The sequence below is a fragment of the Serinicoccus kebangsaanensis genome (genome assembly GCF_008919445.1).
Taxonomy (GTDB): Bacteria; Actinomycetota; Actinomycetes; order Actinomycetales; family Dermatophilaceae; genus Ornithinicoccus; species Ornithinicoccus kebangsaanensis.
In genome coordinates this window covers 1-20,454 of record NZ_VSLG01000014.1, presented here as the reverse complement: position 1 = coordinate 20,454, position 20,454 = coordinate 1, and the positions used below count along the sequence as shown (strand labels likewise).

The window sequence follows — 20,454 nt, the reverse complement described above, 5'->3', positions numbered from 1 at the left end:
TCTGCCGGCTTCGTCCGGTCGCCAGGGGGTCTGGCGCAGCTTCACGTCAGACGATACTCTGAAAACGATACGAACACTAGGAGGCAAATGTGGACACGGTCTGGGATGTCGTCGTGATCGGTGCCGGCGCGGCAGGTCTGGCCTGCTCGGTCGCCGCTGCGGAGGCCGGGGCCTCGGTGCTGCTGCTCGAGCGCGGGCAGGCACTGGGTGGCACGACGGTGTATTCCGTCGGGTCGATGACGGCGGCCGGGACCTCTCTGCAACGACGCGCGGGCATCGAGGACGACACCGAGCAGCTGATCGAGGACATGTGGGACTACCCGGACGCCGGCCTGTCCGGCGACGCGCCCGACCTGCGCCGCCTCTACGCCGAGGAGTCCGGGCCCACGCTGGAGTGGCTGGTCCGTCACGGCGTGCAGTTCACCCTCCCCAACATCGAGCCGCCCCACCGTGTGGCGCGGATGCACAACGTGGTCCCGAGCTCGCGCAGCTACATCACCCGTCTCGCCGAGGCAGCCCGTGCCGCGGGGGTGCACGTGGCGCTCGCCACCGAGGTGCGCGAGCTGGTCCTGGAGGACGGGACGGTGTCCGGGGCGGTGGTCGCCGGACCCGAGGGTGAGTCCACGGTCCTGGCCCGCCGCGGGGTCGTGCTGGCCACCGGGGACTTCAGCGGGAACAGCGTGATGCGTCAGGAGCACCTCTCGGAGGCGGCGGCCGCCGCTCTCCCGATCAACCCCGAGGCCCTCGGGAGCGGTCACCAGCTGGCGGCGCAGGCGGGGGGCGAGCTGGTCGCGATGGACCGCCTGTTCGGTCCCCAGCTGCGCTTCGGCCCGCCGCCGCGCCGCGGCTGGCTGGACCGGCTGCCCACCTGGCGCTGGCTCTGCGCGATCGAGGGCGCCGTCGTCCGTCACGTGCCCGCCTCGGCACTGCGACCCGTGGTCAAGTCCCTCCTCGTCACGCACATGTCCCCGACGGACGCGCTGTTCCGCTCTGGTGCCGTCCTGGTGGACCGCGACGGGGTGCGCTTCGGTCAGGAGCAGGACCCGGCGAAGGAGCTGTCCGCCCGTCCGGGATCCACCGGCTACATCATCATGGACGAGTCGGTCGCCACGACCTTCGACAGCGAGCCGAACTTCATCTCCACAGCGCCCGGCATCGCCTTCGCCTACTTCACCGACTACCGACGAGGACGACCCGATCTGGTCACCAGGGCGGACGGCGTCGAGGAGCTCGCCACCCGCCTCGGCCTGGACGCGAGCGCCCTGTCCGCCTCGGTCGGGACGTCCGAGCTGCGCGCCCCGTTCGTCGCCATGGGGCCGGTGCACAGCATGCTGACCGTGACCGAGGGCGCCGTCCGGGTCGACGGGTCCCTGCAGGTGCAGCGACCCGACGGGCAACCGGTGCGGGGACTGTTCGCGATCGGCGCCGTGGGGCAGGGCGGGATGCTGCTCAAGGGGCACGGGCACCACATCGGCTGGGCGATGACCTCCGGCCGGGTGCTCGGCGTGCGGCTGGCGGCGCGACCGCTCGACGCGAGCAGCACCCGCATCCAGGACGAGGAGGAGGCAGCATGAACCGCACGCTGACCGAGCAGGAGCTGGAGTTCCTCAGAGGCGTGGACAGCCCGACCGTGGCCAACGCCATCGAGAGACTCTCGGTGCGGGACCGCACCGAGGGATTCATCGGCGGCAACGTGCAGTGCACCTTCCCGGACCTGGGCGTGATGACCGGCCGTGCGCTGACCGTCAGGGTCAGCGACGCACCCGGACCGCCACCCCAGCGGGAGCAGTGGTGGCGCATGTGGGAGGAGCTCGACGGCATGGACGGGCCGACGGTGCTGGTCTTCGCCGATGCCAGCGGCTCGCCCCACCGGGTGGCCTACGCCGGCGAGGTCATGGTCCGCCTGGCCCGACGTCTCGGGGCGGTGGGGATGGTCACCGACGGGGCCCTCCGGGACCTCGACGAGGTGCACGCCCTGGGCTTCCACTACTTCATGCGCTACCCCGTGGTCTCGCACGCCAACTTCGAGATCGTGTCCGTCGGTGAACCGGTCGTCGTCGACGGTCAGCAGATCCGGACCGGCGACCTGCTGCACGGGGACGCCAACGGCATCGTCGTCGTCCCCTGGGAGGGCCTGCCAGGGCTGCCCGAGCAGGTGGAGGCCGTCCGGAGCACCGAGGCCGCGGAGATGGCCTACATCGAGAGCGCGGACTTCAGCCTGGACGGCCTCAAGCAGCGGCGCGGCTACGGCACCCGCTAGCCCTCACCGCCCGCGGCGGCCTTGTCGCCAGGTCTTCCACGCCTCGGTGGACCACAGTGCCCACGCGACGAGGACGGGCTGGAAGAACAGCCGGGTGAGCCGGGCCTGGTCGGTGTCCAGGCCGAAGCCGTCCTTGCCCTCGACATACTGGGCGATGTTGCCCGGGAAGATGGCGACGAAGAAGGCCCCGGTCGCCCACCCGACCGGCACCTTCCACCGCGGGAGCGCCACCAGGGCCGCCCCGAGACCCAGCTCGGCCACGCCCGAGAGCACCACGACGAGGTCCGGGTCGAGCGGCACCCAGGAGGGCACCTGGGCCTGGAACTCCTCGCGCGCCACCGTCAGGTGGGAGACACCGGTGAAGAGCAGCGTGCCGCCGAGGAGCAGTCGCCCGCCCGTGCGCAGGACGTCAGCAAGACCCATCGCCCCAGGGTAGACGGCCGCACGTGGGTCAGGGCAGGAAGATCCCGTTGCCCGGCCCGAGCGGCAGGTCGAGGAAGTACCACACCGCCACCAGCCCGGCCCAGGACAGCCAGAACGGCACGACGAAGACGATGAGCCGGGAGATGACCGTGCCCAGCCCGGCGTCCGGCTCGTAGCGCCGCAGCAACCCCAGGATGACGATCATGTAGGGGTTCAGCGGGGTGATCACCTGGGTCGCCGAGTCACCGACGCGGAAAGCCGCCTGGGTGAACGCGGGCTCCAGCCCGATCAGCGCGAACATCGGCACGAAGACCGCGCCCATGATGGTCCACATCGAGGACCCGGAGACGATGAACAGGTTGAGGCACGAGGCCAGCAGGATGAAGCCGATGACCGCCGGGAAGCCGGTCATCCCGGTCGCCTCCAGGCCGGCCGCCCCGCGGACGGCGATCCAGGAGCCGATCCCGGTCCAGCTGAACAGCGCGATGAACTGTCCCAGGATGAACGCCAGCACGAGGAAGCTCATCATGTCGTTGAGCGCGGAGCCCATCATCCGCACCACGTCGTTCATCCCCTTCACCGTGCCGACGGCGGCGCCGTAGACCACGCCCATGGTCGCGAAGTAGGCGAAGACGATGAAGACGATCGAGTCCAGCAGCGGCGAGGACGGCAGGAAGCCACCCTCCTCGTTCCGCCACGGCGAGGCCGGCAGCAGCACGGCGACCAGCATGATGACGGTGAGCAGACCGGCGGCCAGCAGCGAGCGCCGCAGCCCTCGGCGTTCCACGTCGCTGAGCTGCGCCGACAGCTCGTCGGTGGGGTCGAGGTCGTCGGGGTCCTCGGTCTCCACCGCCTCCTGGCGCTCGGCGTGGCGGCTCTCCGCGCCCTGCTCCTCGCTCGTGGCCCCGCCACCGCGGCCGTCCGCGGCCCCGACCTGCTCGGTGGTCACGCCCTGGCGCACCATCCGCGGCTCCAGCACCTTGTCGATGAGGAAGCCGCAGACCATGCCGAGCAGGATCGCCGCGACGATGTTGAAGTAGTAGTTCGAGATCGGGTTGACCGGCGAGGTCTGGATCCCGGGCAGCGACTCCATCACCCCGGTCGTGATGCCGGCGAAGAGGGCGTCCAGCGACGTCGGCACCAGCGCGGTGGAGTAGCCCGCGCCCACCGCGGCGAAGCCGCCCAGCAGCCCCGCCACGGGGTGCCGGTCGGCGGCCTTGAAGACCAGTGCGGCCAGCGGCGGGATGACGATGAAGGCGGAGTCGGCCATCACCGACCCGGTCACGCCGACCAGACCCACGACATACGGCAGCATCCACCGTGGCGCGGACCCGAAGGCGGTGCGGACCACGGCCGCCAGCATCCCGGTCTTCTCCGCGATGCCCACCGCCAGCAGGATGGTGATGACGGTGCGCAGCGGCGGGAAGCCGACGTAGTTGGCACCGATGTTGCTGGTGAACCAGGCCATCCCCTCCCCGGTGAAGAGCCCGCGGATCTCGACCGGCCCCTCGTCGGTGCCCGGCACCGTGACCGAGACGTCGGCCAGCGCCATCGCGGTCGAGATCGCGCCGGTGAGGAGGAACAGGATGACGAAGAGGGTGAACGGCTCCGGCAGCTTGTTGCCCCAGCGCTCGATGGTCGTGAGCAGCCGGTCGCCGATGCCGCGGCGTTCCTGGGTGGTGGCAGTCATGGATCCTCCGGTCGGTCGTGGTCCGCGGGCGGTGCCGGTCAGTCGAAGTAGGTGGCCGGGTCGAGGGCGCCGCCGGCCTGCTCGAACTCCTCGCGCGCCGCCCGGGCGAGCTCGTCGTCGGCGAGGAAGTCCCACGCGGTGTGCGCCAGGCCGACCGCCCCGTCCACGGCGGCCCGCTCGGCCGCCTCGGTGGCCGCGGCGGCGGCGAACTCCTCGGTGTGCAGCGCGGCGTCCGGGCCGGCGATCGCGATCATGGGGTGGATGCCCGGCACCCGCACGCTGACGTTGCCGAAGTCGGTGGAGCCGGCCAGCACGTCCGGCACCGTGCCCGCGGGCAGCACCGGGCGGCCCCGCTCCCCCAGGCTGCGCACCCAGCGGCCGCCGAGCGCGGCGTTGCCCCGGACCGGCAGCGAGGGTGGGTAGTGGTCCCACTCCAGCTCGACCGAGGTGTCGGTCATCATCGCCGCACCCTGCATGATGCGCTCCACCCGACCGGAGAGGTCGACGAGGGTCTCCGGGTAGGCGGAGCGGACGTAGAGCTGCATGGTCGCGCTGCCGGTGATGATCGAGGGACGGGTGCCACCCTCGGTGATGACGGCGTGCACGCGGTCCGACGGCGGCATCTGCTGGCGCAGCAGGCCGATGCCCTGGTAGGCCAGGGCGGCGGCGTCGAGGGCGTTGCGGCCCTGGAACGGCTGGGCCGACGCGTGCGCCGGGTGACCGGTGTAGGTGGCGCGGAGCAGCCGACGGCCGATGAAGAGGGTGTCGACCACGTCATACCCGAACGGGTGCGTCATCACGGCCGCGTCCAGCCCCTCCCAGGCGCCGCCGCGAGCCATCACCTCCTTGCCGGTGTGCCCCTCCTCGGCGGGCGTGCCGAGGAAGACGACGCGACCCTCGACCTCGCTGGAGCCGTCGGCGATCAGGCCGGCGAGCGCGACGAAGGCCCCGACCCCGGTCGCGGCGATGACGTTGTGGCCGCACGCGTGGCCGATGCCGGGCAGCGCGTCGTACTCGCTCAGCACCGCGACGGTCCGGTGCCTCTCCGGGTCGAACCCGGGGGTGGCGGTCTCGGCGCGCAGCGCGGTGGCCACGCCGTGCGCCCCCACCTCGACGGGTATGCCGGTGCGCTCGGTGATCAGCTCGGCCAGCAGCGCCGCGGACCGGTGCTCCTCGTAGGCGAGCTCGGGGTCGGCGTGCAGCTGCCGGACCACGCCGACGAGGTCGTCCCGGCTCTGCTCGACCCCCTCGGTGAGCCGGTCCAGGGCGCCCTGGGGCGCACCCGCGAACGGGCTCTCGGGTGGGGTCGAGGCGGCGACGGTGGCACGGGTCTGGGCCTCGAGGTGATCGAGGAAGGCGGTCGAGATCGGCGGGGTCTCGTGCTGCATCTGCGTCACACTACCGGGGATGTAAGCGCTGTCGAGTCGGTCGGCGGTCGGGTCGCTAGCCCGGTGCGGGCGCCAGCAGCCGCTCCCGCATGCCGTCCGCCTCCCCCGTGCCCAGCCGCGCGCAGGCCTCGACGACGGCGCTGATCGTGACCTTGCCCTCGGCCGCCAGCACCTCGTCCTGCTCCGGGCCCTGGCGTCGCGACTCCACGATGTCGAAGAGCACCTGCGGCTCGGGAGCGGAGACCGACAGCGGCATGAACCGGGCATAGGGCGCCAGCACCCGGTCCCAGACGGCGGCCCGGTCGGGTGCGTCCTCCTCCGGGCTCGCACCGGCCTCCACCGGGTAGGCCTCGACACCCTCCATGTCGAGGAAGGCCTGGTGCAGGACGGCGCGCTGGGTCCCGAAGAGCACGTAGGTCCACGGGCCCTCGGGGTCATCCGGGTCGTCCATGAACTGGGCCTGGCACCGCAGGTCCAGCGACGGGGAGACGGGACGGGCGGACGGCATCGCCATCAGCCCGTGCGCCACGTCGATGAACTCGGCCGCCTGGGTGATCACCGAGTCGCGTCCGCCGGTGCTCAGCGGCAGGTCGGCGCGCGACACCTGGTCGTGCGACAGTCGCGCGTAGACCTCGTCGGGCCTTCCCGTGACGAGCAGCTCGTGGCAGACCGCGGCGAGGGTGGACACGACCTCGGTCCGCCAGGTGGGCCAGCCGTACTGCTCCAGCCAGCGGGCGAGCAGCGGCAGCCGCAGACTGCTGGGAAGGCGATATCCCCGCGGTTGGCTGTAGGGCATCAGTCACTCGCTCCTGTCGGTGCGGAGGTGTCCCAGATGTGGGGTCGCCCGGCCAGCGCCTGCTCGGTCAGCAGCACCCAGGTCACGGCGGCCACCGCGGGCGCGGTCGTCATCGAGACCTCGGGGGCGTCCCGCGTGGCGCCGGGTCGGGCACCGTCGGGTGCGGCCGGGCCCAGCCCCGCCAGCGTGCTCCCGGCGCCCTGCGGGTCACCCGTGCGCAGCTCGGCCAGCGCGACGCCGGCGCTCCCCTCGGTCCAGACGAGGGGATCTGCCACCAGGTGCGGGGCATACCCCGTCCGCCCGGCGTGGCTCGAGGCCAGGTCGGTCGTGCGCGCGAGCGCCGACGCGGCCTGGCTCTGCCGGCCGGTGGCCTGCAGCCAGATCGCCCCCCACGAGTCCACGTCCAGCGCGCGGGTGGCGTCCGGCCCCTCCGGGCTGCGTCCCTGGAGGAAGCCTCCGGTCGAGGGCTCCCAGAGCAGGTCCATGACGGCGGTCTCCAGCCGGTCCGCGGCGGCACCGGCAGCGGTCGCCGACCCTGCCCCGAGCGTCGTCGAGGCGAGGTCGAGCGCGTGCCAGGCGTCGAGGTTGTGCTCGGTCGAGGCCCACGTCAGGCCGGCCCCTGGGTCGAAGCCTCCCGGGCCGTGCTGCCCGTGCCCGCCCGTCACCAGTCCCGCGAGTGCGCCCTGGTGCACCTGCTGGTCCATCAGCCAGGCCACAGCCCAGGTCGCCCCCGCCTCGACCTCGGGCCGGAGCGGGTCCTGCGCGTCGAGCTCGCCCAGCCAGCGCAGCAGCGCGTAGGTGCCGACGCCGTGGATGCCGGTCCGCAGCTCCTCCACCGCGGCCCCGGGCGCCAACGTGGCGGACGAGCTGACCAGGCCGCCGCGCTGGGCCCCGGCGTCGAGCTGCAGCGACAGCAGGCCGACACCCAGCCGTCGGGCGGTCTGCTCGTCGCCGACCGAGAGCGCCGTGAGCAGCGCCAGCGCCTGGTCGTAGGTGTAGGTGCGTCCGTGCAACGGGTGACCGACCGGGACCGCGAACGACCGCACCAGCCCGGTGTCCGGGGCGGCCTCCGCCAGCACCGCGCCGCTGCGCCCGTCGACGAGCCGGAGGACCTTGGCCCCGGGCCGGCTGTCGGGCAGCGCGAACGTGCCGTCGACCCTGGCCGCGACGGTGCCCACGTGGTAGGCGGCGTCGGTGACCACCCAGAGCTGGACCTCCAGGTGCTCGTAGACCGCGGCGGCGGGCCAGGTCTCGCCGTTCTGGGCATACCCGGCGTGCGCGTCCAGCAGCCGCAGCCCCCACGGCCCGGACCCCGGCGCTGCCGCAGCGAGGTCGACGCTGAAGCTCCCGGACGGGTCCACCAGGGTCTGCAGCTGGGCGGAGACCTCCCCGCCGGGCGTCCTGCGGACGACGTCCACGATCCACCGTCCCGGGGAGGGCGGCACGCCCACCTGCCCGTGCAGCACCCCCTGCTCGTCGGGGTCCGGCGCCTCGTCGACCTCGATGGGGGTCTGCGCCACCTGCCCCGGTGGCGTCACACCGTCGAGCTCGAAGGTGCCGGAGACGGGACCGGTCCACGCGTCCGGGTATGCCTCGTCCGCGGTGATCGTGGACGGCGTGGTGACCGGCGTGTCGGAGCCGAGCTGGCCGCGCACCCACGCCCAGGCCGCGGCGTCGTGGGCGGGCGTCTCCTGCGGCGAGGACCCCTGCGCCTGGGCCGGGCCCCCGGCCAGGGGGACGGTGAGGACCAGGGTGAGACCCGCCACGAGGGCGGTGCGCAGCGCCGGAGCGAGCCGGGCGCCGATCATCCGGCGCCTCACACCCACCACCGCTGACGTGCGTAGGCCACCACCAGGACCAGGACCATCGCCAGCACTCCCTTCCACAGCACCCACCTCTCCGTGCGCACGTCGGCGCTCAGCTGGCGGTCGTCGTCGCCGTGCTCCGTCATGACAGCGTCACCTTGCCCGTCTTCTCCGTCTTGTCCCAGGTGGTGGCCGCGCCGCGCGCCTGGGCGACGTAGGCGGCGAAGGTGATGGCGCACAGCAGCGGTCCGTAGCCGACCAGGACCAGGAGCGGGGCGACCGGCCAGCTGCCCGGGCGGGCCTTGTCGATCCGGTAGACCAGCCAGGCGGCGAGCATGCTCAGCGACGTCCACAGATAGACCGCGAGCTCGAACCAGCGCCGGGTCTCCGGCCCGGTCTCGAGACCCACCCCGCCGGCCAGGGCCGAGACGGCGGTCTCGACCGGACCGGGCGCCAGCACCCAGCAGAGCACACCCAGGCTGATCAGTCCGGGGAAGGTGACGGCCTGCACCCAGCTGCGCCGGGCGATGCTGCCGTCGAGCAACAGGGTGAAGGTGGTGCTGAAGATGAAGGCCAGGGCGCTGATGCCCCAGTAGGCCTGGAAGGCCAGCCAGGCGCTGGCGGAGTCCAGCAGCCACATCACGACGAGGGCCAGCGAGGCGAGGATCATGAAGGCGGGCAGCAGCATGGTGCAGTACCACTGCAGGCCGAACCACACATTGCCCAGGTGGTGCTCGCGGTGGGGCCGGAAGAAGACGTCGTGGAACCGCCTGGTCACCTGCAGGTTGCCGCGGGACCACCGCAGCCGCTGCTTCCACAGCCCGGTGACGCTGGCCGGCTCCTCCGCCAGGCACTCCGCGTGCGGGTCGAAGATCACCCGCCGCCCCGCCACCTGGGTGTTGAGCGTGGTCACCGTGTCCTCGGCGAGGGTGGTGACGTCGATCCGACCGCCCAGCGCCTGCAGGTTCTCGCGGCTCAGCAGCTGGGCGCCGCCGGCGAGGCAGGCCTGGGCACCGACGACGTTCTGGGCCCGGCGGGCCGCGAGCTGGGCACCGGCATACTCGTAGCCGATGTAGCGGTTGAGCCAGGTCGCGGGCTCGCTCGCCTCCCTGATGAACGCCGTGACCGCACCGACCTGGGGGTCCGCGAGGTGCCGCGTCATCCGGGAGATCGCGTCGGGGCGGAAGATGACGTCCGCGTCGGTGATGAGCACCGCCTCCGCCCAGTCCTCGGCCAGGAGCACCTCCAGGCCGTGGTTCAGGGTGTGCGCCTTGCCCTGGCCGCCCTGCTCGCGGCGCAGCGGCACCACGCGACCGGGGTGGCGCTGCGCCGCCTCGGCCAGCAGCTGCGGCGTGCCGTCGGTGCTGGCGTCGTCGACCACGACGAGCCGCAACCGGTCGGCCGGGTAGTCCAGCTGCATCATCCGGTCCACCGAGTGCTCGAGGACGGGCGCCTCGTTCCACGCCGGCACCAGCACCGCGACGCGGGGCGCCAGCTCGGGGTCGACGGCGTCGTAGTGGGTCCGCCACCGGTGACCCGCGACCATGAGGAACCCGATGGTCGAGACGATGATCGGGAGGGCACCGAGGAGGACCAGGGCGGTCAGCAGCACGATCACGTGAGCTCCGCGGAGACGAGCGGGAGGTATGCCCAGCGACCCACGTCGGCGGCGCGGTGCGCGTCGCTGCCGGCGCTGAGGGTGACGCCCCGGCGGTGCAGGTGCCGCAGCGTGCGGGCGCCGGGGCAGCGCCACTTCTCGTTGACCTCGACCCAGCCGCCGGTGGCCAGGCAGGCGTCCGCCAGGGCGTCCAGGTGCTGGTCGTCGAGCTGCTCCTCGTCCAGACCGCACTTCGGCAGCAGGCTGAAGAGGTGCGCCAGCACCGGTGGCACCGGGCTGGCGGCCAGCGCGAGGGCGGTGGCGGTGACCAGCTGGTCCAGGCAGTCGGCCGCGTCCCAGGTGCCGTCCTCGAGGAGCGCCCGCACCCGGTCGGGGTGCACCGGCCCGTCCTCACCCGGGAACTGGTGGTCGGCCACCAGCACGTAGTCCAGCTCGGGCAGGTCGTCGGGCAGGTCCAGGCGGCCGGCCCGGTCCAGGATCTTGGCCTCCACCCCGCACCGGAGCGTCAGCGGCGTGCGCCCCGCGAGCGTCCGGACCTCGCGCACGTAGTCGGGCAGCCAGGTGGTGCTGGCACGGACGTGGTCGGACAGCCCGAGCGTGTGCAGGCCGGCGGCGGCGCCGGCGATGACCATGGCGATCAACGGGTCCTGGCCGTCGGTGGTGGAGGAGTGGGTGTGCCAGTCGGCACCGGGATCGATCACGAGGTCCGGGCCTCCGGGGCGAAGGGGTAGTCGGCCACGGGGACGACGACGTCCGCCCAGTGCCGGACGACCGCGACCTCGGTGAAGTCCAGCCGCTCCGGCAACGTCCGCCCGAGGACGGCACCCACCGCGAGCCGAGGCATGTCGACCCCGGCGGCCCGGGTGAGGGACATGGTCCCGGGGAAGCGTGGGTTGACCTCGAGCAGGGCCGGGGTGCCGTCGACCGCCCGTCGCACCTGCACGTTGACCACACCGACGACGCCGATCGCCCGCGCCACGGCCCGCCCGATCTCGACGAGCTCGGGGTCGGCGACCGTCCGGCCGGCGACCGCGATGCCCGAGTCCACCTTGTCCCGGCGGCGCGGCACCGCGGCCACCGGCTCCCCGCCCTCCGGACGCCCCAGCACGTCGATGGAGAACTCCTCGCCCGGCAGCAGCTCCTGCGCGATGACGGTCCCGTCCCTGGGCAGGCGACGAAGTGCCTGCGCGTCCGGCAGCACCTCGAAGCCGCGGCCGCCGGCGCCACGCCGGGGCTTGACGATCAGCGGCTCCCCGAGGTCCCGGACCTGCTCCGCGGTGGCCTGCTCGCCCCACAGCACGGTGCGTGGCACCCGGACGTGGTCGGCGCAGTGCTGCATGAGCACGTGCTTGTCCAGGCAGGTCATCAGCGTCTCGGTCCGCTCGACCAGCACCTCGATGCCGTGGTCGGCGAACCGGCCACGGGCAGCCGCCACGGCCAGCAGCTCCACGTCGACCGTCGGGATCACCAGCCCGGCACCGACCCTGCGGGCCAGGTCCAGCAGCTCGTCGACGAAGGACTCGTCCTCCCCGCGGGGGAGCAGACCCCGCCGCTCCTCCGGGACGAGGTAGAGGCCGACCGCCAGCGGGTCCAGGTCCGCCGCCGCGACGGTGTAGTCCTCGGCCAGCGCCTCCAGCAGCGTCACCGCGGCCGCCCCACCGGCGCCGGTGACCAGGACGACGGGGCGTTCCGCTCCACCGCCCGTCATCGGAGCACCCCGGCGGGCAGCGGCGACACGGAGGCGGCGGCTCCGGCGCTGCCGTGGCCCGAGCCCTCGGAGCGGGCCGGGGTGAAGCTGCGGATCACCTCGAACGGCTCGGCATACCGCGCCCGCGGCGCGAGCCCGCGCGCCCAGTAGCGGGCGGAGGCGACGACCGCCTCGGGCTCCATGTAGGCGCGCTCGCCCTGCGACTCGAAGAGAGCCAGCACCTCCACCTTCTGCGCGATGACGGCGTCGACCGGGACGTAGCGGGTCGGGAAGAAGTCGTTGGACGACGACGGCGACTGGTAGGCATACACCCTCGGCACCTGGCGCACGGCGCTGAGGACGGCGGTGTTGACCGCCCGGTGGTCCTGGTGGTTGTCGTGCCGCGAGTGGACGTAGACCACGGTCGGGTCCACCGTCCGGACCACCGCCTCGATGAGCCTGATGGTGTCGATCCCCGGATCGATCCGGGTGTCCGGGAGGTCGCCGAGCAGCAGCCGGGCGCCGATCCGGGCCGCTGCGGCCTCCGCCTCGACCATGCGGGCCTGCTGGTTGCCGCCGACCGCCCCGCGGCTGAGGGTGAGGATGACGATGTCGTCCCCGCGGCGTCGATGGTCGAGCAGCGCCCCGGCGCACCCGATCTCGACATCGTCGGGGTGGGCACCCACGGCCAGCACCCGCTCCGCGGCGCTCTGGGACTCCAGGAGGAAGCGCTCGACGCAGGAGGACAGGGTGATGACGTCGGCCGGGTCCACCACGTCGGCGACCCCGACACGGAGGGCGCGGACCAGCAGCGCGGGGTCGAGCTGGTCGGTCGGGGCGAGCAGGATCACGCTCAACCCCGGCACCACGGAGCGGAGGTCGCCGACGAGCCGCTCCCCCTCACCGTGCGCCATGACCTCGGCGGCGATCAGCGCCAGCCGCACGGCTCCCGCCGTCGCCGCCGTCGCGACCGCCGCCCACGGCTCCACCGACTCGGTGGTGCAGCCGGCCCGGCGCAACGCCCCTCCCACCTGGTCCGGGTCCACGTCGCCGATGAGGAGCACCGTCGAGGGGGGCGAGGGGGTGGCGTGGACCACTCCGGGGAGATCGGCGCCGCCGGGGTGCCAGGTGGAGGCACCCAGGGGAAGGAGGACGGACGGGTCATCCGTGGAGGGCTCCACGCTGCGGCTTCCTCTCGGCGGCCTCGATCTGGTTCCTGACCAGCGTAAAGTCCTCAGGTCGTCGAACCGCACGGTTCGGCGATTTCTTTACTCAGCCTTGACCGACGGCGGCCCGCTGAGCGCTCCGCACGTGCCTCGAGGTCGCTCGCGCTCGGCTCAGCCGGGGTCGGGCCGGGCACCGACGTGCCAGCGCCGGAGCCGCTCCAGTTCCTCCGGCGGGACGGCGAGCAGCGTGACGACCCGCCCGTCCCGACGCACCGCCTGCACCCGCCAGGCCCGCCCACCGGGCTGGTCGGTGCGCAGGTCCAGGATGTCCGCCCGGGTGAGCCGCTGCACGTCCCGGCCGGAGGTGATGACGACCGCGTCGTCCTCCAGCCGGGTGCCGCTGCGCTCGCGCCGGCTGGCCCAGACGAGGAACGCGCCGTAGCCGAGCCAGACCAGCCCCAGGAACACCTCGATGACCCGCCACGGCCAGGCGAGGACCAGGGCGACCACCGCACTGAGGACGACGGCGACACCGATCCCCGCGCGGAGGATCGGGAGCCACCGCGGCTGCATCAGCCACTCCCGGGGAGGGACGTCGGGGCTCATGCCCTGCGACGCCGGCGTCGTGCCGTGGTGCCCGCGCTCACTCGGCGCGCTCCACCTCGCTCCGCAGCTTGAGGACGGTGGTGCCGTCCTCCTGCTCGATGACGTAGGCGGGGTCGTCGTCGCTGCCGTTGCGGGTGATCTGCTGGCCCTGCGTGGTGCGGGTCACCCGCTCGTGGTGCACCTCGGTGACCGTGCCCTCCGCGCGGGAGTCCCCCCACGCCCAACGCACCGTCGTCCCCGTGCGGATCGCCATGCCAGCTCCTCTCCTCGGACCACCAGTCTGCTCCTCCCCCGACCTCAGCGCCCCTTGAGCGCGCGTCGCACCTGACGCACGTCGGCGCGCGGCACCCCGGGCAGCTCCAGACCCTGTCCGGTGGTCAGCATGGCGGTCGCCCCGCCGCGGCGCGGGTCCTCGTCCACGCTCTTGATCAGCGCGGCGGGCACCTCGGTGGCGCGGATGCCGTTGTGCACCACGAGACCGTCGCGGGAGGCGGTGGTGCTGCCACCGGTGCGCAGGTAGGCGAGCACGATGAGCGCCAGCACCGCCAGCCGCACGGTCAGCCCGAGCACGTCCTCGCCGATCGCGACGTCGCCGAGGTAGCGGGACACGGTGAACCCGACGACGAGGACGAAGGCCAGCAGGAACGCCCAGGAGAGGGCCTTGGGGCGGTGCCGGGTCCAGGTCATGCGGCCGCTCCGGCCTCGAGGTGGTGGGCCAGGAAGGCGATTGACTCGTCCAGGATCGGCTCGATCGGGCGACCCACGAAGCAGTGGTCGGCGTCGTCGACGACGGTCAGCGCAGTCTCGACGCCGGCGGCGACCAGGGCCTCGTGGATCTGGTGCGCGTCCCGGACGGGCACCACCTGGTCGAGGGTGCCGTGCACGACCAGGGTCGGTGGTGCCCACGTGCTGACCTGGGAGACGGGCAGCAGCGCGGGCACGATCGCGGGGTCGGCGCCGTGCCCGTCCCAGCCGGCGAGGAAGTCGTGGAACTGGTCGTTGGGGGCATACCAGGACACGAGGCAGGTCGGCTGCGGCTGCGGCCCGTCCACGCCCACCGACTGCGGCCCGTCCACGCCCACCGACCCGAGGAGGTCGACGCCGTCGACGACCTCGCCGCGGGCCGCCCGGGCGGGGGCGAAGGAGGACAGGCAGGCGAGGTGACCACCTGCCGACTCGCCCCAGACGCCGAGGCGGGAGGCGTCGACGCCGAGGGTGTCGGCATACCGGACGAGGTAGCGCAGCGCCGCGTGCACGTCGTGGACGCAGGCGGGGAAGGGCGCCTCGCGCAGGTGCCGGTAGTCGATCGTCGCCACGGCCATCCCGGCGGCGACGACCTTCTCGAAGAGCGACTGCTGCGGCCACCACAGCGGGAGGTAGCGGCGGTCCCCCTCGGCCCACCCACCTCCGTGGATCCAGACCACCAAGGGCGGTCGGTCGACGCCCTCCGGGACGTGCAGGTCGAGGGTGAGGTAGCGGTAGCCGTGGAGGACGGCATAGCTCAGCCCGGTCCAGCTCCGGGCGCCCGCGACCTGCTGGCCGGTGAGCGGAGGCAGGTGCGTCGGCGGCGGGGTGTACCCGTCCCCGTCCTCCGGGCCGAGGTCGCGGATGTCCATGGCCACAGGGTATGCCGCTCGCGGTTGGACGGGCGCCGCGGCGGCGGCGCGCCTACCGTGAACCGATGAGCTTTCCGCTGACGAAGATCATGGCCGCCGCGACCGCGGGATACGCGGTGTTCGCCGCCGCCCGCCCCCGTCATCTCGCGAGCGCCCTCGACGAGCACGGCCCTGCGGCCCGGGCGACCGACCGTCTGGCACGGACCTACGCGGTGCGTGACCTGAGCACCTCGGCGCTCGCCTTCGTGCCTGGCGGGGCCCCGGTCGCGGCCCTGCTGCGCATCACCGGTGACCTCGGCGACGCGGCCATCCTCGGGTCGACCGTGCCGCCCTCCGTCCGGGCCAAGGTCGTCGGCGTCCCCCTCGCCTGGGGCGTGCTCAACACCGCGGCTCTGGCCCTGGACCTCCGGGGCTCCGCGGGGCGGGTGCGGCGCGCCTGACCCGTCGGGCGGGCGGCGGGCTCGCGGCGACCTGCTGGCTCAGCCCAGCTCGCGTCCCGCCGCCTGCTTCGCGGCATACACGTTGGGCACGACCACCCCGGCCAGCCAGGCGGTCAGGCGCTCCGCCTGCTCCTGCAGGGCCGCGAGCGCCTGGGAGGTCAGGTCGGCACGAGGCAGGACCAGGACCGTGGCGTCGTCGTCCTGCACCCAGGAGCCGACGACCCGCCCGCACCACCAGGCCGTCGTCGTGGCGTTGCCCGCGCTGTCGATGACGTAGGGGCGGATGGAGGGGTCGAGGTAGAAGTCTCGTCCTTTCCACCCCATCATCGTGGGGTCGAGGGTGGGCAGCAGCGCGGCCCACGGGCCCGGGTCCGGTGTCGGCTCGGTGTCGTCCGGGAGGACCCACCCGGCCCCCTCGTCGAGGCGGACCTGCACCGCCCCGAGCTCGGCCAGGGCACGACGGACGGCGGTCTTGGTGGCGCCGAGCCACCACACGACGTCGTCCTCGGTGGCCGGCCCGAAGGCCCGCAGGTAGTGCCGGACCAGCACGGCATAGCCCTCGTCGACACGCAGGGGCGGCGGCACCGTCCCAAGCCACCGGTCGGGGGTGGTCCAGCGCGGGCGCCCGGTGAACGGGGTCTGCGCCCGCATCACGTCGCCCCGGGCGCCGAGCCAGGTGAGCACCCGGGTCGCCGCGGGGGCCTGGCTCACCCAGGCCCCGCTGCCCTGGCTCACCCGCGCGTCCAGCTCGGGGACGTGGTCGCGCAGCTCGGTGGAGGTGAGCGGGTCCTGGCCGGCCAGCACCTCGCGCACCCGCCCGGCGACCTCCTCGAGCCAGGCCTGCCCGTCCCTCGTGATCCCCGAGCGCTCGACGTCGCCGGCGAGCCGCCTCTCCTCCTGGCCCGCCACCCGCGCCGCGGCGCTCCCCCGCACCGCGGGCAGGTCGTCACGCGGGATCACCCAGAGGGTGCGGCGCATCGCCAGCTGCCGGACGAGGCTGCGGTCGGCGTAGAGCGCCTCGTCGACGTCGTCCAGGCTCAGCCCGTCGACCCGGGCGGCGAGCGTCAGGTAGACGGTCGACGCGTCGGTCGCGTGCAGCGCCGCCAAGGTCCGGGCGCTCGCGAGCGGGTCCGCGTGCCGGTGCCGGGGGTGGAGGCCGTGCCGGACCGCCAGCCGGCGACGCCGCTCCTCGCCGCCGAGGTGGGTCACCGGCTCACCAGCAGAGGCAGAACGGGTGCCCGGCGGGGTCGGCATACACCTGGAAACCGTGGTCGGCGGTGGGGTCCTCCGCCTCCTTCAGGAGCGTGGCGCCCAGACCGACCGCCTCGGCATGCGCGGCGCCGATCTCGGGCACGACCAGGTCGAGGTGGATCTGCTGCGGTATGCCGTCCGGCCACTGCGGCGGCTGGTGGTCCGGGGCGAGCTGCACGCAGACCGGCTCCTCCTCGCCGACCCTCACCGACCACCAGTCGTCGTCCTCGTGGTGGACGGTGCCGCCCAGCAGCCCCGCCCAGAAGGTGGCTTCGGGCTCCGGGTCCGCCGCGTCGAAGACCACGATGCGCGCGTTGATGTCCATGAGGTCAGTCTGCGGCCGACCGCACGGGTCGTGCACCTTGACACCCGAGCACAGGCCCTGCCGCGGGCCGTCGATTTCGACGACGTCTTCGGCTGCCTAACGCGACGAGCACGCATGGGATGCCACACGAAGACCTCTGCGAGCTGCTCGGCCGCCACGTAGACCGTGCATCCTCACGTCCCCGACGGGGATGTGCTCCCCCACTTGGACCGCCCGTCCCACTGGGTCTGCCTTGCTACGGGCCGCCAGCAACTGCTCCAGTCCTCCTACCGCGGTGAGTGAAACGGTGGTTGAGCCTCCTAAGCCAGACCAACTCCTTGGACTCCTCGGGGCGACATGGAGCCGGGGACCTCGTACGTCGAAGCCGACGCGCCCGCCTGCATATCCTGTTCCCACTCGCACCGCGCCGTGGGTGATGTGATGCTCCTTCGACGTGGACACCCTTATCCGCCACCCACAACTTCCCAGGCCAAATCTGATCGACCACGAGCAACCACTGAATGCCGGCGTCTTCGACATGGAACAGATGGCGTGAAATGCTGCCGACCAAGCGAAGGATGGGCTCATTGGTGCGGTCGCGTGAACCCAGAGCACGGGGTCCGTCCTGGACTGACGGACACCACTCAGGGCTTGCCAGAGATTCGCGGGAATGGGGCTCTTCCCAGATGAGGGTGTAGGTCGGCCGGGCGCGTCGGTCCGCAGATAGACGTCGAGGTCTCCCGACGACGGAGGTTCCTACGCCATCCATCCGAAAGACCTCGACGTGTCCGACGCTACCCCGCCGGCCGGCTTCGGCCGCCCTGACCTGACCGCCTTCGCGTCTCATCCCAATCGACCCTGATCGAGTCTGCTGACCCCCTCGACGAGAACGCAGCGACATCACAGCCACCCAACCCCGACCGTCCGGGAAGCCGGGACACGTCACATGGCCTGTGCTGCGGGCGTGTCGAGTGGGTCGTCCAGGGGCGACGCAGGAGCGTCGACGCGACGTGCTGAGAGGTGGTTCCAGTCGAGCACTAGGACACCGGCTACAGGCATGGCGATAGGTCAGGAACGGCGTCGCTCCCTACGCAGGAGGGAGCGCAGAGTCTCGGCGTTCGCGTAGCCGACCCGTAGCGCGATGTCGGCGGAGGTGAGGTCCGTGGTTGCTGAGAGGTGCCGAGCTCGTTCGATGCGAAGCCGTTGGACGAAGCCGAGCGGAGTGAGGTTGAGCGCCGCACGGACTCGTCGTTCGAGGGTGCGCCGGCTGGTGCCGAGCGACTGCGCGACGAAGGCGACGTTGAACGGTTCGTCCAGGCGGGCGCGCACGAAGCGTTCGAACTCGACGACGATCGGGTCCTCGTGCCGGAGATGTTCGTAGGCGACGAAGGCCGCCTGCGACGGACGCTCGTCGATGATGAGGAGCTTGGCGACATGTTGGGCCAGGTCGGGGCTGATCGATCGCACGAGTGAGAGCGCGAGGTCGATGTGGGCGAACGCGGCGCCGGCGGTGACGAGGTTCCCGTCGACCACGACCATGGTGTCGAGATCGAGGGCGACGGTCGGATAGCGCTTCAGGAACTCCGGCCCCAGGAACCAGCTGGTCGTCGCCCGCCGATGATGCATCCGTCCGGTCTCGGCGACAGCGAACACGCCGGTGCACGCCGCGGCGATCCGGGTGGTCGCGTCGTCGAGGCGCCCGAGCGAGGCGATGACCGAACGAGCATCTCGGCTCTGGAGGGCGTCGTTGGTAGCGGCGGCCGTGAGGGTTCCAAGCGCAGGGACGACGACCACGTCGAACTCTGCGGACTCCGACAGCGGGTGGCCCACCGACAGGGTCATCGATGCCGTCGTGGTCACTCTCCGTTTCGGTCCGAGGATGGCGAGTTCGATCGGGTCGATCCGCGGGTCGACATCGCCGCGGACTCCGTCGGCCACCCGCACGATGTCGATGACCGACGCGACAGCCGAACCGAAGCAGCCGTCGATCGCGATCAGTCCGATACGCATGGCGCGAACAATAGCAATACTGCCGTATACGCCACTTCTCACATGCCCTTGCTCGTCATACGCTGAACTCGCTTCACCGAGAAACCTCGACACCTAGGAGAACCCCTCATGTCCACACCCGCATCACTTCCGTATGCCTTCGTCGCCAAGATCGTCGCGGCCGATGGACAGCACGACGCGCTCGCCGATCTGCTCGCCGGCGCTGTCGCGCTCGCCAACGAAGAAGTAGGAACGATTGTCTGGTTCGCAGTCAGGACCCACGCCGACACCTTCTGGATCTTCGATGCATTCCCCGACGAGGCCGCTCGCGACGCCCACGCCAACGGCGCCATCGTCGCAGCCCTGATGGCCAACCAGCACCTCCTCGGCGCAGCACCCGAGATCATGGCGGCCGACGTCCTCGCGTCCAAGCTCCCGTAGTCCGCCAACGCACGTCCGCAACGCGAACACAACACGAGCGCTGTCGGTCACAAACTCTACAGGCAAACCAACGGGCGGCTCTGGAGCGGCTCGAGCCACAAAGCGCACGCCACATTCGAAGGAGCAATTGATGCCATCTATTCCTACATTGTCGTTGGATGACGCCAAACGTGTCATCGCGGCAGCAGAAGCTGAATCCAGCACGCAGGGTCAGCCCAGTAACATCGCCGTCGTCGATGCCGGCGGCAATCTCGTCGCTCACGTACGGATGGACGGAGCGTGGCTGGGCAGCATCGACATCTCGATCAACAAAGCTTTCACGGCCCGAGCGTTCGACACAGCCACCAAAGACCTCGGCGACCTCGCCCAACCCGGTGAGCAGTTCTACGGCATCAACGCCTCCAACGACGGTCGGGTGATGATCTTCGCCGGTGGCATCCCGCTCGAGCGCGACGGCCAGGTCGTCGGCGCCGTCGGCGTCAGCGGAGGAACCGGCGTCCAAGACCAGGCCGTCGCCGAAGCCGCCGCCAGCGCCTTCTGAGACCGACCCGCACCGAACCCGGCCCCCGGCCGGCACGGGGCTGGATGCGTGCGTCGTCGACGTAGACGGTCACGGCTCGGACCTGACGGCCAACCAGCACCTCCTCGGCGCAGCACCCGAGATCATGGCGGCCGACGTCCTCGCGTCCAAGCTCCCGTAGTCCGCCAACGCACGAGACGATCGCGCCCCTCCGAGCCGTAGCCAGGTCGCGACGCAACGCCACGCTGCGTTGCCGAGCGGTGCGAGGCCTATCGACACACGGACAGGATGCCGGCCGCGAGGGGTCCGTCGCAGAGGAGAGCGACGTCGGTGTCGGGCAGAGCCGTGAGGCCAGCGCATCGTGCGACCACCAGAACCGAACCGACGACCTCATCACGTCGGCTTTGCGTCTATCGCTTGATGCGCCCACTGGGCGAACGAGCCGCTGACCTGC

The 20,454-nt window shown here is 72.3% G+C and carries 22 protein-coding genes and 1 pseudogene; 6 read left to right on the top strand and 17 right to left on the bottom strand.

The annotated features are described in order from the left end of the window. Positions 1-89 precede the first annotated feature (89 nt). Together FXF60_RS13455 and FXF60_RS13450 are read left to right on the top strand one after the other, a co-directional pair. Entirely contained in the window at positions 90-1,574 is a 1,485-nt protein-coding gene (locus FXF60_RS13455; RefSeq protein ID WP_151526491.1) for an FAD-dependent oxidoreductase, read from the top strand. Beyond that, positions 1,571-2,260 (top strand): RraA family protein, encoded by a 690-nt coding sequence (locus tag FXF60_RS13450; protein WP_151526490.1) that lies wholly within the window; start codon positions 1,571-1,573, stop codon positions 2,258-2,260. Before FXF60_RS13455 ends, FXF60_RS13450 begins: the two co-directional genes overlap by 4 nt. 3 nt (positions 2,261-2,263) lie before the next feature. Here the strand turns inward: FXF60_RS13450 and FXF60_RS13445 are convergent, their stop codons facing one another. From FXF60_RS13445 to FXF60_RS13385, 14 genes are all read right to left on the bottom strand, one after another. Continuing rightward, on the bottom strand, positions 2,264-2,683 hold the full coding sequence (locus tag FXF60_RS13445; RefSeq protein ID WP_151526489.1) for a DoxX family protein: 420 nt from the start codon (positions 2,681-2,683) through the stop codon (positions 2,264-2,266). Between the two features lie 28 nt (positions 2,684-2,711). Beyond that, on the bottom strand, positions 2,712-4,373 hold the full coding sequence (locus FXF60_RS13440; protein WP_151526488.1) for an AbgT family transporter: 1,662 nt from the start codon (positions 4,371-4,373) through the stop codon (positions 2,712-2,714). Between the two features lie 38 nt (positions 4,374-4,411). Further along, positions 4,412-5,761: an amidohydrolase gene (locus FXF60_RS13435; RefSeq protein WP_151526487.1), complete on the bottom strand. Its 1,350-nt coding sequence runs from the start codon at positions 5,759-5,761 to the stop codon at positions 4,412-4,414. A 55-nt stretch (positions 5,762-5,816) separates the two neighbouring features. After that, complete coding sequence (locus tag FXF60_RS13430) at positions 5,817-6,557, bottom strand: hypothetical protein (protein ID WP_151526486.1); 741 nt, start codon at positions 6,555-6,557, stop codon at positions 5,817-5,819. Next, the gene (locus FXF60_RS13425; protein ID WP_202879639.1) at positions 6,557-8,377 is read right to left on the bottom strand and encodes a hypothetical protein; all 1,821 of its coding nucleotides are present in this window, start codon (positions 8,375-8,377) and stop codon (positions 6,557-6,559) included. Before FXF60_RS13425 ends, FXF60_RS13430 begins: the two co-directional genes overlap by 1 nt. Continuing rightward, positions 8,374-8,508, bottom strand: a complete 135-nt coding sequence (locus tag FXF60_RS16950; RefSeq protein ID WP_302849032.1) for a hypothetical protein — start codon at positions 8,506-8,508, stop codon at positions 8,374-8,376. Before FXF60_RS16950 ends, FXF60_RS13425 begins: the two co-directional genes overlap by 4 nt. Continuing rightward, a complete protein-coding gene (locus tag FXF60_RS13420) occupies positions 8,505-9,980 on the bottom strand; it encodes a glycosyltransferase family 2 protein (RefSeq protein ID WP_238335860.1) in 1,476 nt (491 codons plus the stop codon). The genes FXF60_RS16950 and FXF60_RS13420 overlap by 4 nt, the downstream gene beginning before the upstream one ends. Then, positions 9,977-10,681: a PHP domain-containing protein gene (locus FXF60_RS13415; protein ID WP_151526484.1), complete on the bottom strand. Its 705-nt coding sequence runs from the start codon at positions 10,679-10,681 to the stop codon at positions 9,977-9,979. The genes FXF60_RS13420 and FXF60_RS13415 overlap by 4 nt, the downstream gene beginning before the upstream one ends. Beyond that, positions 10,678-11,688, bottom strand: coding sequence for an ATP-grasp domain-containing protein (locus FXF60_RS13410; protein WP_151526483.1), 1,011 nt, complete (start codon positions 11,686-11,688; stop codon positions 10,678-10,680). Before FXF60_RS13410 ends, FXF60_RS13415 begins: the two co-directional genes overlap by 4 nt. Beyond that, the gene (locus FXF60_RS13405; RefSeq protein WP_151526482.1) at positions 11,685-12,848 is read right to left on the bottom strand and encodes a PIG-L deacetylase family protein; all 1,164 of its coding nucleotides are present in this window, start codon (positions 12,846-12,848) and stop codon (positions 11,685-11,687) included. Before FXF60_RS13405 ends, FXF60_RS13410 begins: the two co-directional genes overlap by 4 nt. 156 nt (positions 12,849-13,004) lie before the next feature. Then, the gene (locus tag FXF60_RS13400) at positions 13,005-13,439 is read right to left on the bottom strand and encodes a hypothetical protein (RefSeq protein WP_151526481.1); all 435 of its coding nucleotides are present in this window, start codon (positions 13,437-13,439) and stop codon (positions 13,005-13,007) included. 37 nt (positions 13,440-13,476) lie between these two features. Then, positions 13,477-13,692 (bottom strand): hypervirulence associated TUDOR domain-containing protein, encoded by a 216-nt coding sequence (locus FXF60_RS13395; protein WP_151526480.1) that lies wholly within the window; start codon positions 13,690-13,692, stop codon positions 13,477-13,479. A 44-nt stretch (positions 13,693-13,736) separates the two neighbouring features. Beyond that, positions 13,737-14,126, bottom strand: a complete 390-nt coding sequence (locus FXF60_RS13390; protein WP_151526479.1) for a hypothetical protein — start codon at positions 14,124-14,126, stop codon at positions 13,737-13,739. Continuing rightward, positions 14,123-15,055, bottom strand: coding sequence for an alpha/beta hydrolase (locus FXF60_RS13385; RefSeq protein WP_151526478.1), 933 nt, complete (start codon positions 15,053-15,055; stop codon positions 14,123-14,125). The genes FXF60_RS13390 and FXF60_RS13385 overlap by 4 nt, the downstream gene beginning before the upstream one ends. A 65-nt stretch (positions 15,056-15,120) precedes the next feature. Between FXF60_RS13385 and FXF60_RS13380 the strand changes: the two genes are divergently transcribed. Further along, positions 15,121-15,495: a hypothetical protein gene (locus tag FXF60_RS13380; protein ID WP_151526477.1), complete on the top strand. Its 375-nt coding sequence runs from the start codon at positions 15,121-15,123 to the stop codon at positions 15,493-15,495. A 39-nt stretch (positions 15,496-15,534) separates the two neighbouring features. Here FXF60_RS13380 and FXF60_RS13375 read toward each other — a convergent pair whose 3' ends face one another. The 3 genes from FXF60_RS13375 to FXF60_RS13365 all read right to left on the bottom strand — a co-directional run bounded on the left by FXF60_RS13375 (position 15,535) and on the right by FXF60_RS13365 (position 19,060). Next, positions 15,535-16,704 (bottom strand): winged helix DNA-binding domain-containing protein, encoded by a 1,170-nt coding sequence (locus FXF60_RS13375; protein ID WP_151526476.1) that lies wholly within the window; start codon positions 16,702-16,704, stop codon positions 15,535-15,537. Positions 16,705-16,708: 4 nt separating this feature from the next. Then, positions 16,709-17,071 carry a VOC family protein gene (locus FXF60_RS13370; RefSeq protein ID WP_151526475.1) on the bottom strand — a complete coding sequence of 121 codons (363 nt, stop codon included), beginning with the start codon at positions 17,069-17,071 and terminating at the stop codon, positions 16,709-16,711. Positions 17,072-18,118: 1,047 nt separating this feature from the next. After that, the gene (locus FXF60_RS13365) at positions 18,119-19,060 is read right to left on the bottom strand and encodes a GlxA family transcriptional regulator (protein ID WP_151526474.1); all 942 of its coding nucleotides are present in this window, start codon (positions 19,058-19,060) and stop codon (positions 18,119-18,121) included. A 108-nt stretch (positions 19,061-19,168) separates the two neighbouring features. Here FXF60_RS13365 and FXF60_RS13360 point away from each other — a divergent pair, with 108 nt between their 5' ends. The 3 genes and pseudogenes from FXF60_RS13360 to FXF60_RS13350 form a co-directional block, all read left to right on the top strand. After that, the gene (locus FXF60_RS13360) at positions 19,169-19,480 is read left to right on the top strand and encodes a putative quinol monooxygenase (protein ID WP_151526473.1); all 312 of its coding nucleotides are present in this window, start codon (positions 19,169-19,171) and stop codon (positions 19,478-19,480) included. 154 nt (positions 19,481-19,634) lie between these two features. Continuing rightward, positions 19,635-20,021 carry a GlcG/HbpS family heme-binding protein gene (locus FXF60_RS13355; RefSeq protein WP_229117445.1) on the top strand — a complete coding sequence of 129 codons (387 nt, stop codon included), beginning with the start codon at positions 19,635-19,637 and terminating at the stop codon, positions 20,019-20,021. Positions 20,022-20,103: 82 nt separating this feature from the next. After that, positions 20,104-20,181: pseudogene (locus FXF60_RS13350) on the top strand (antibiotic biosynthesis monooxygenase); the annotation flags it as partial. Between the last annotated feature and the right edge of the window lie 273 nt (positions 20,182-20,454).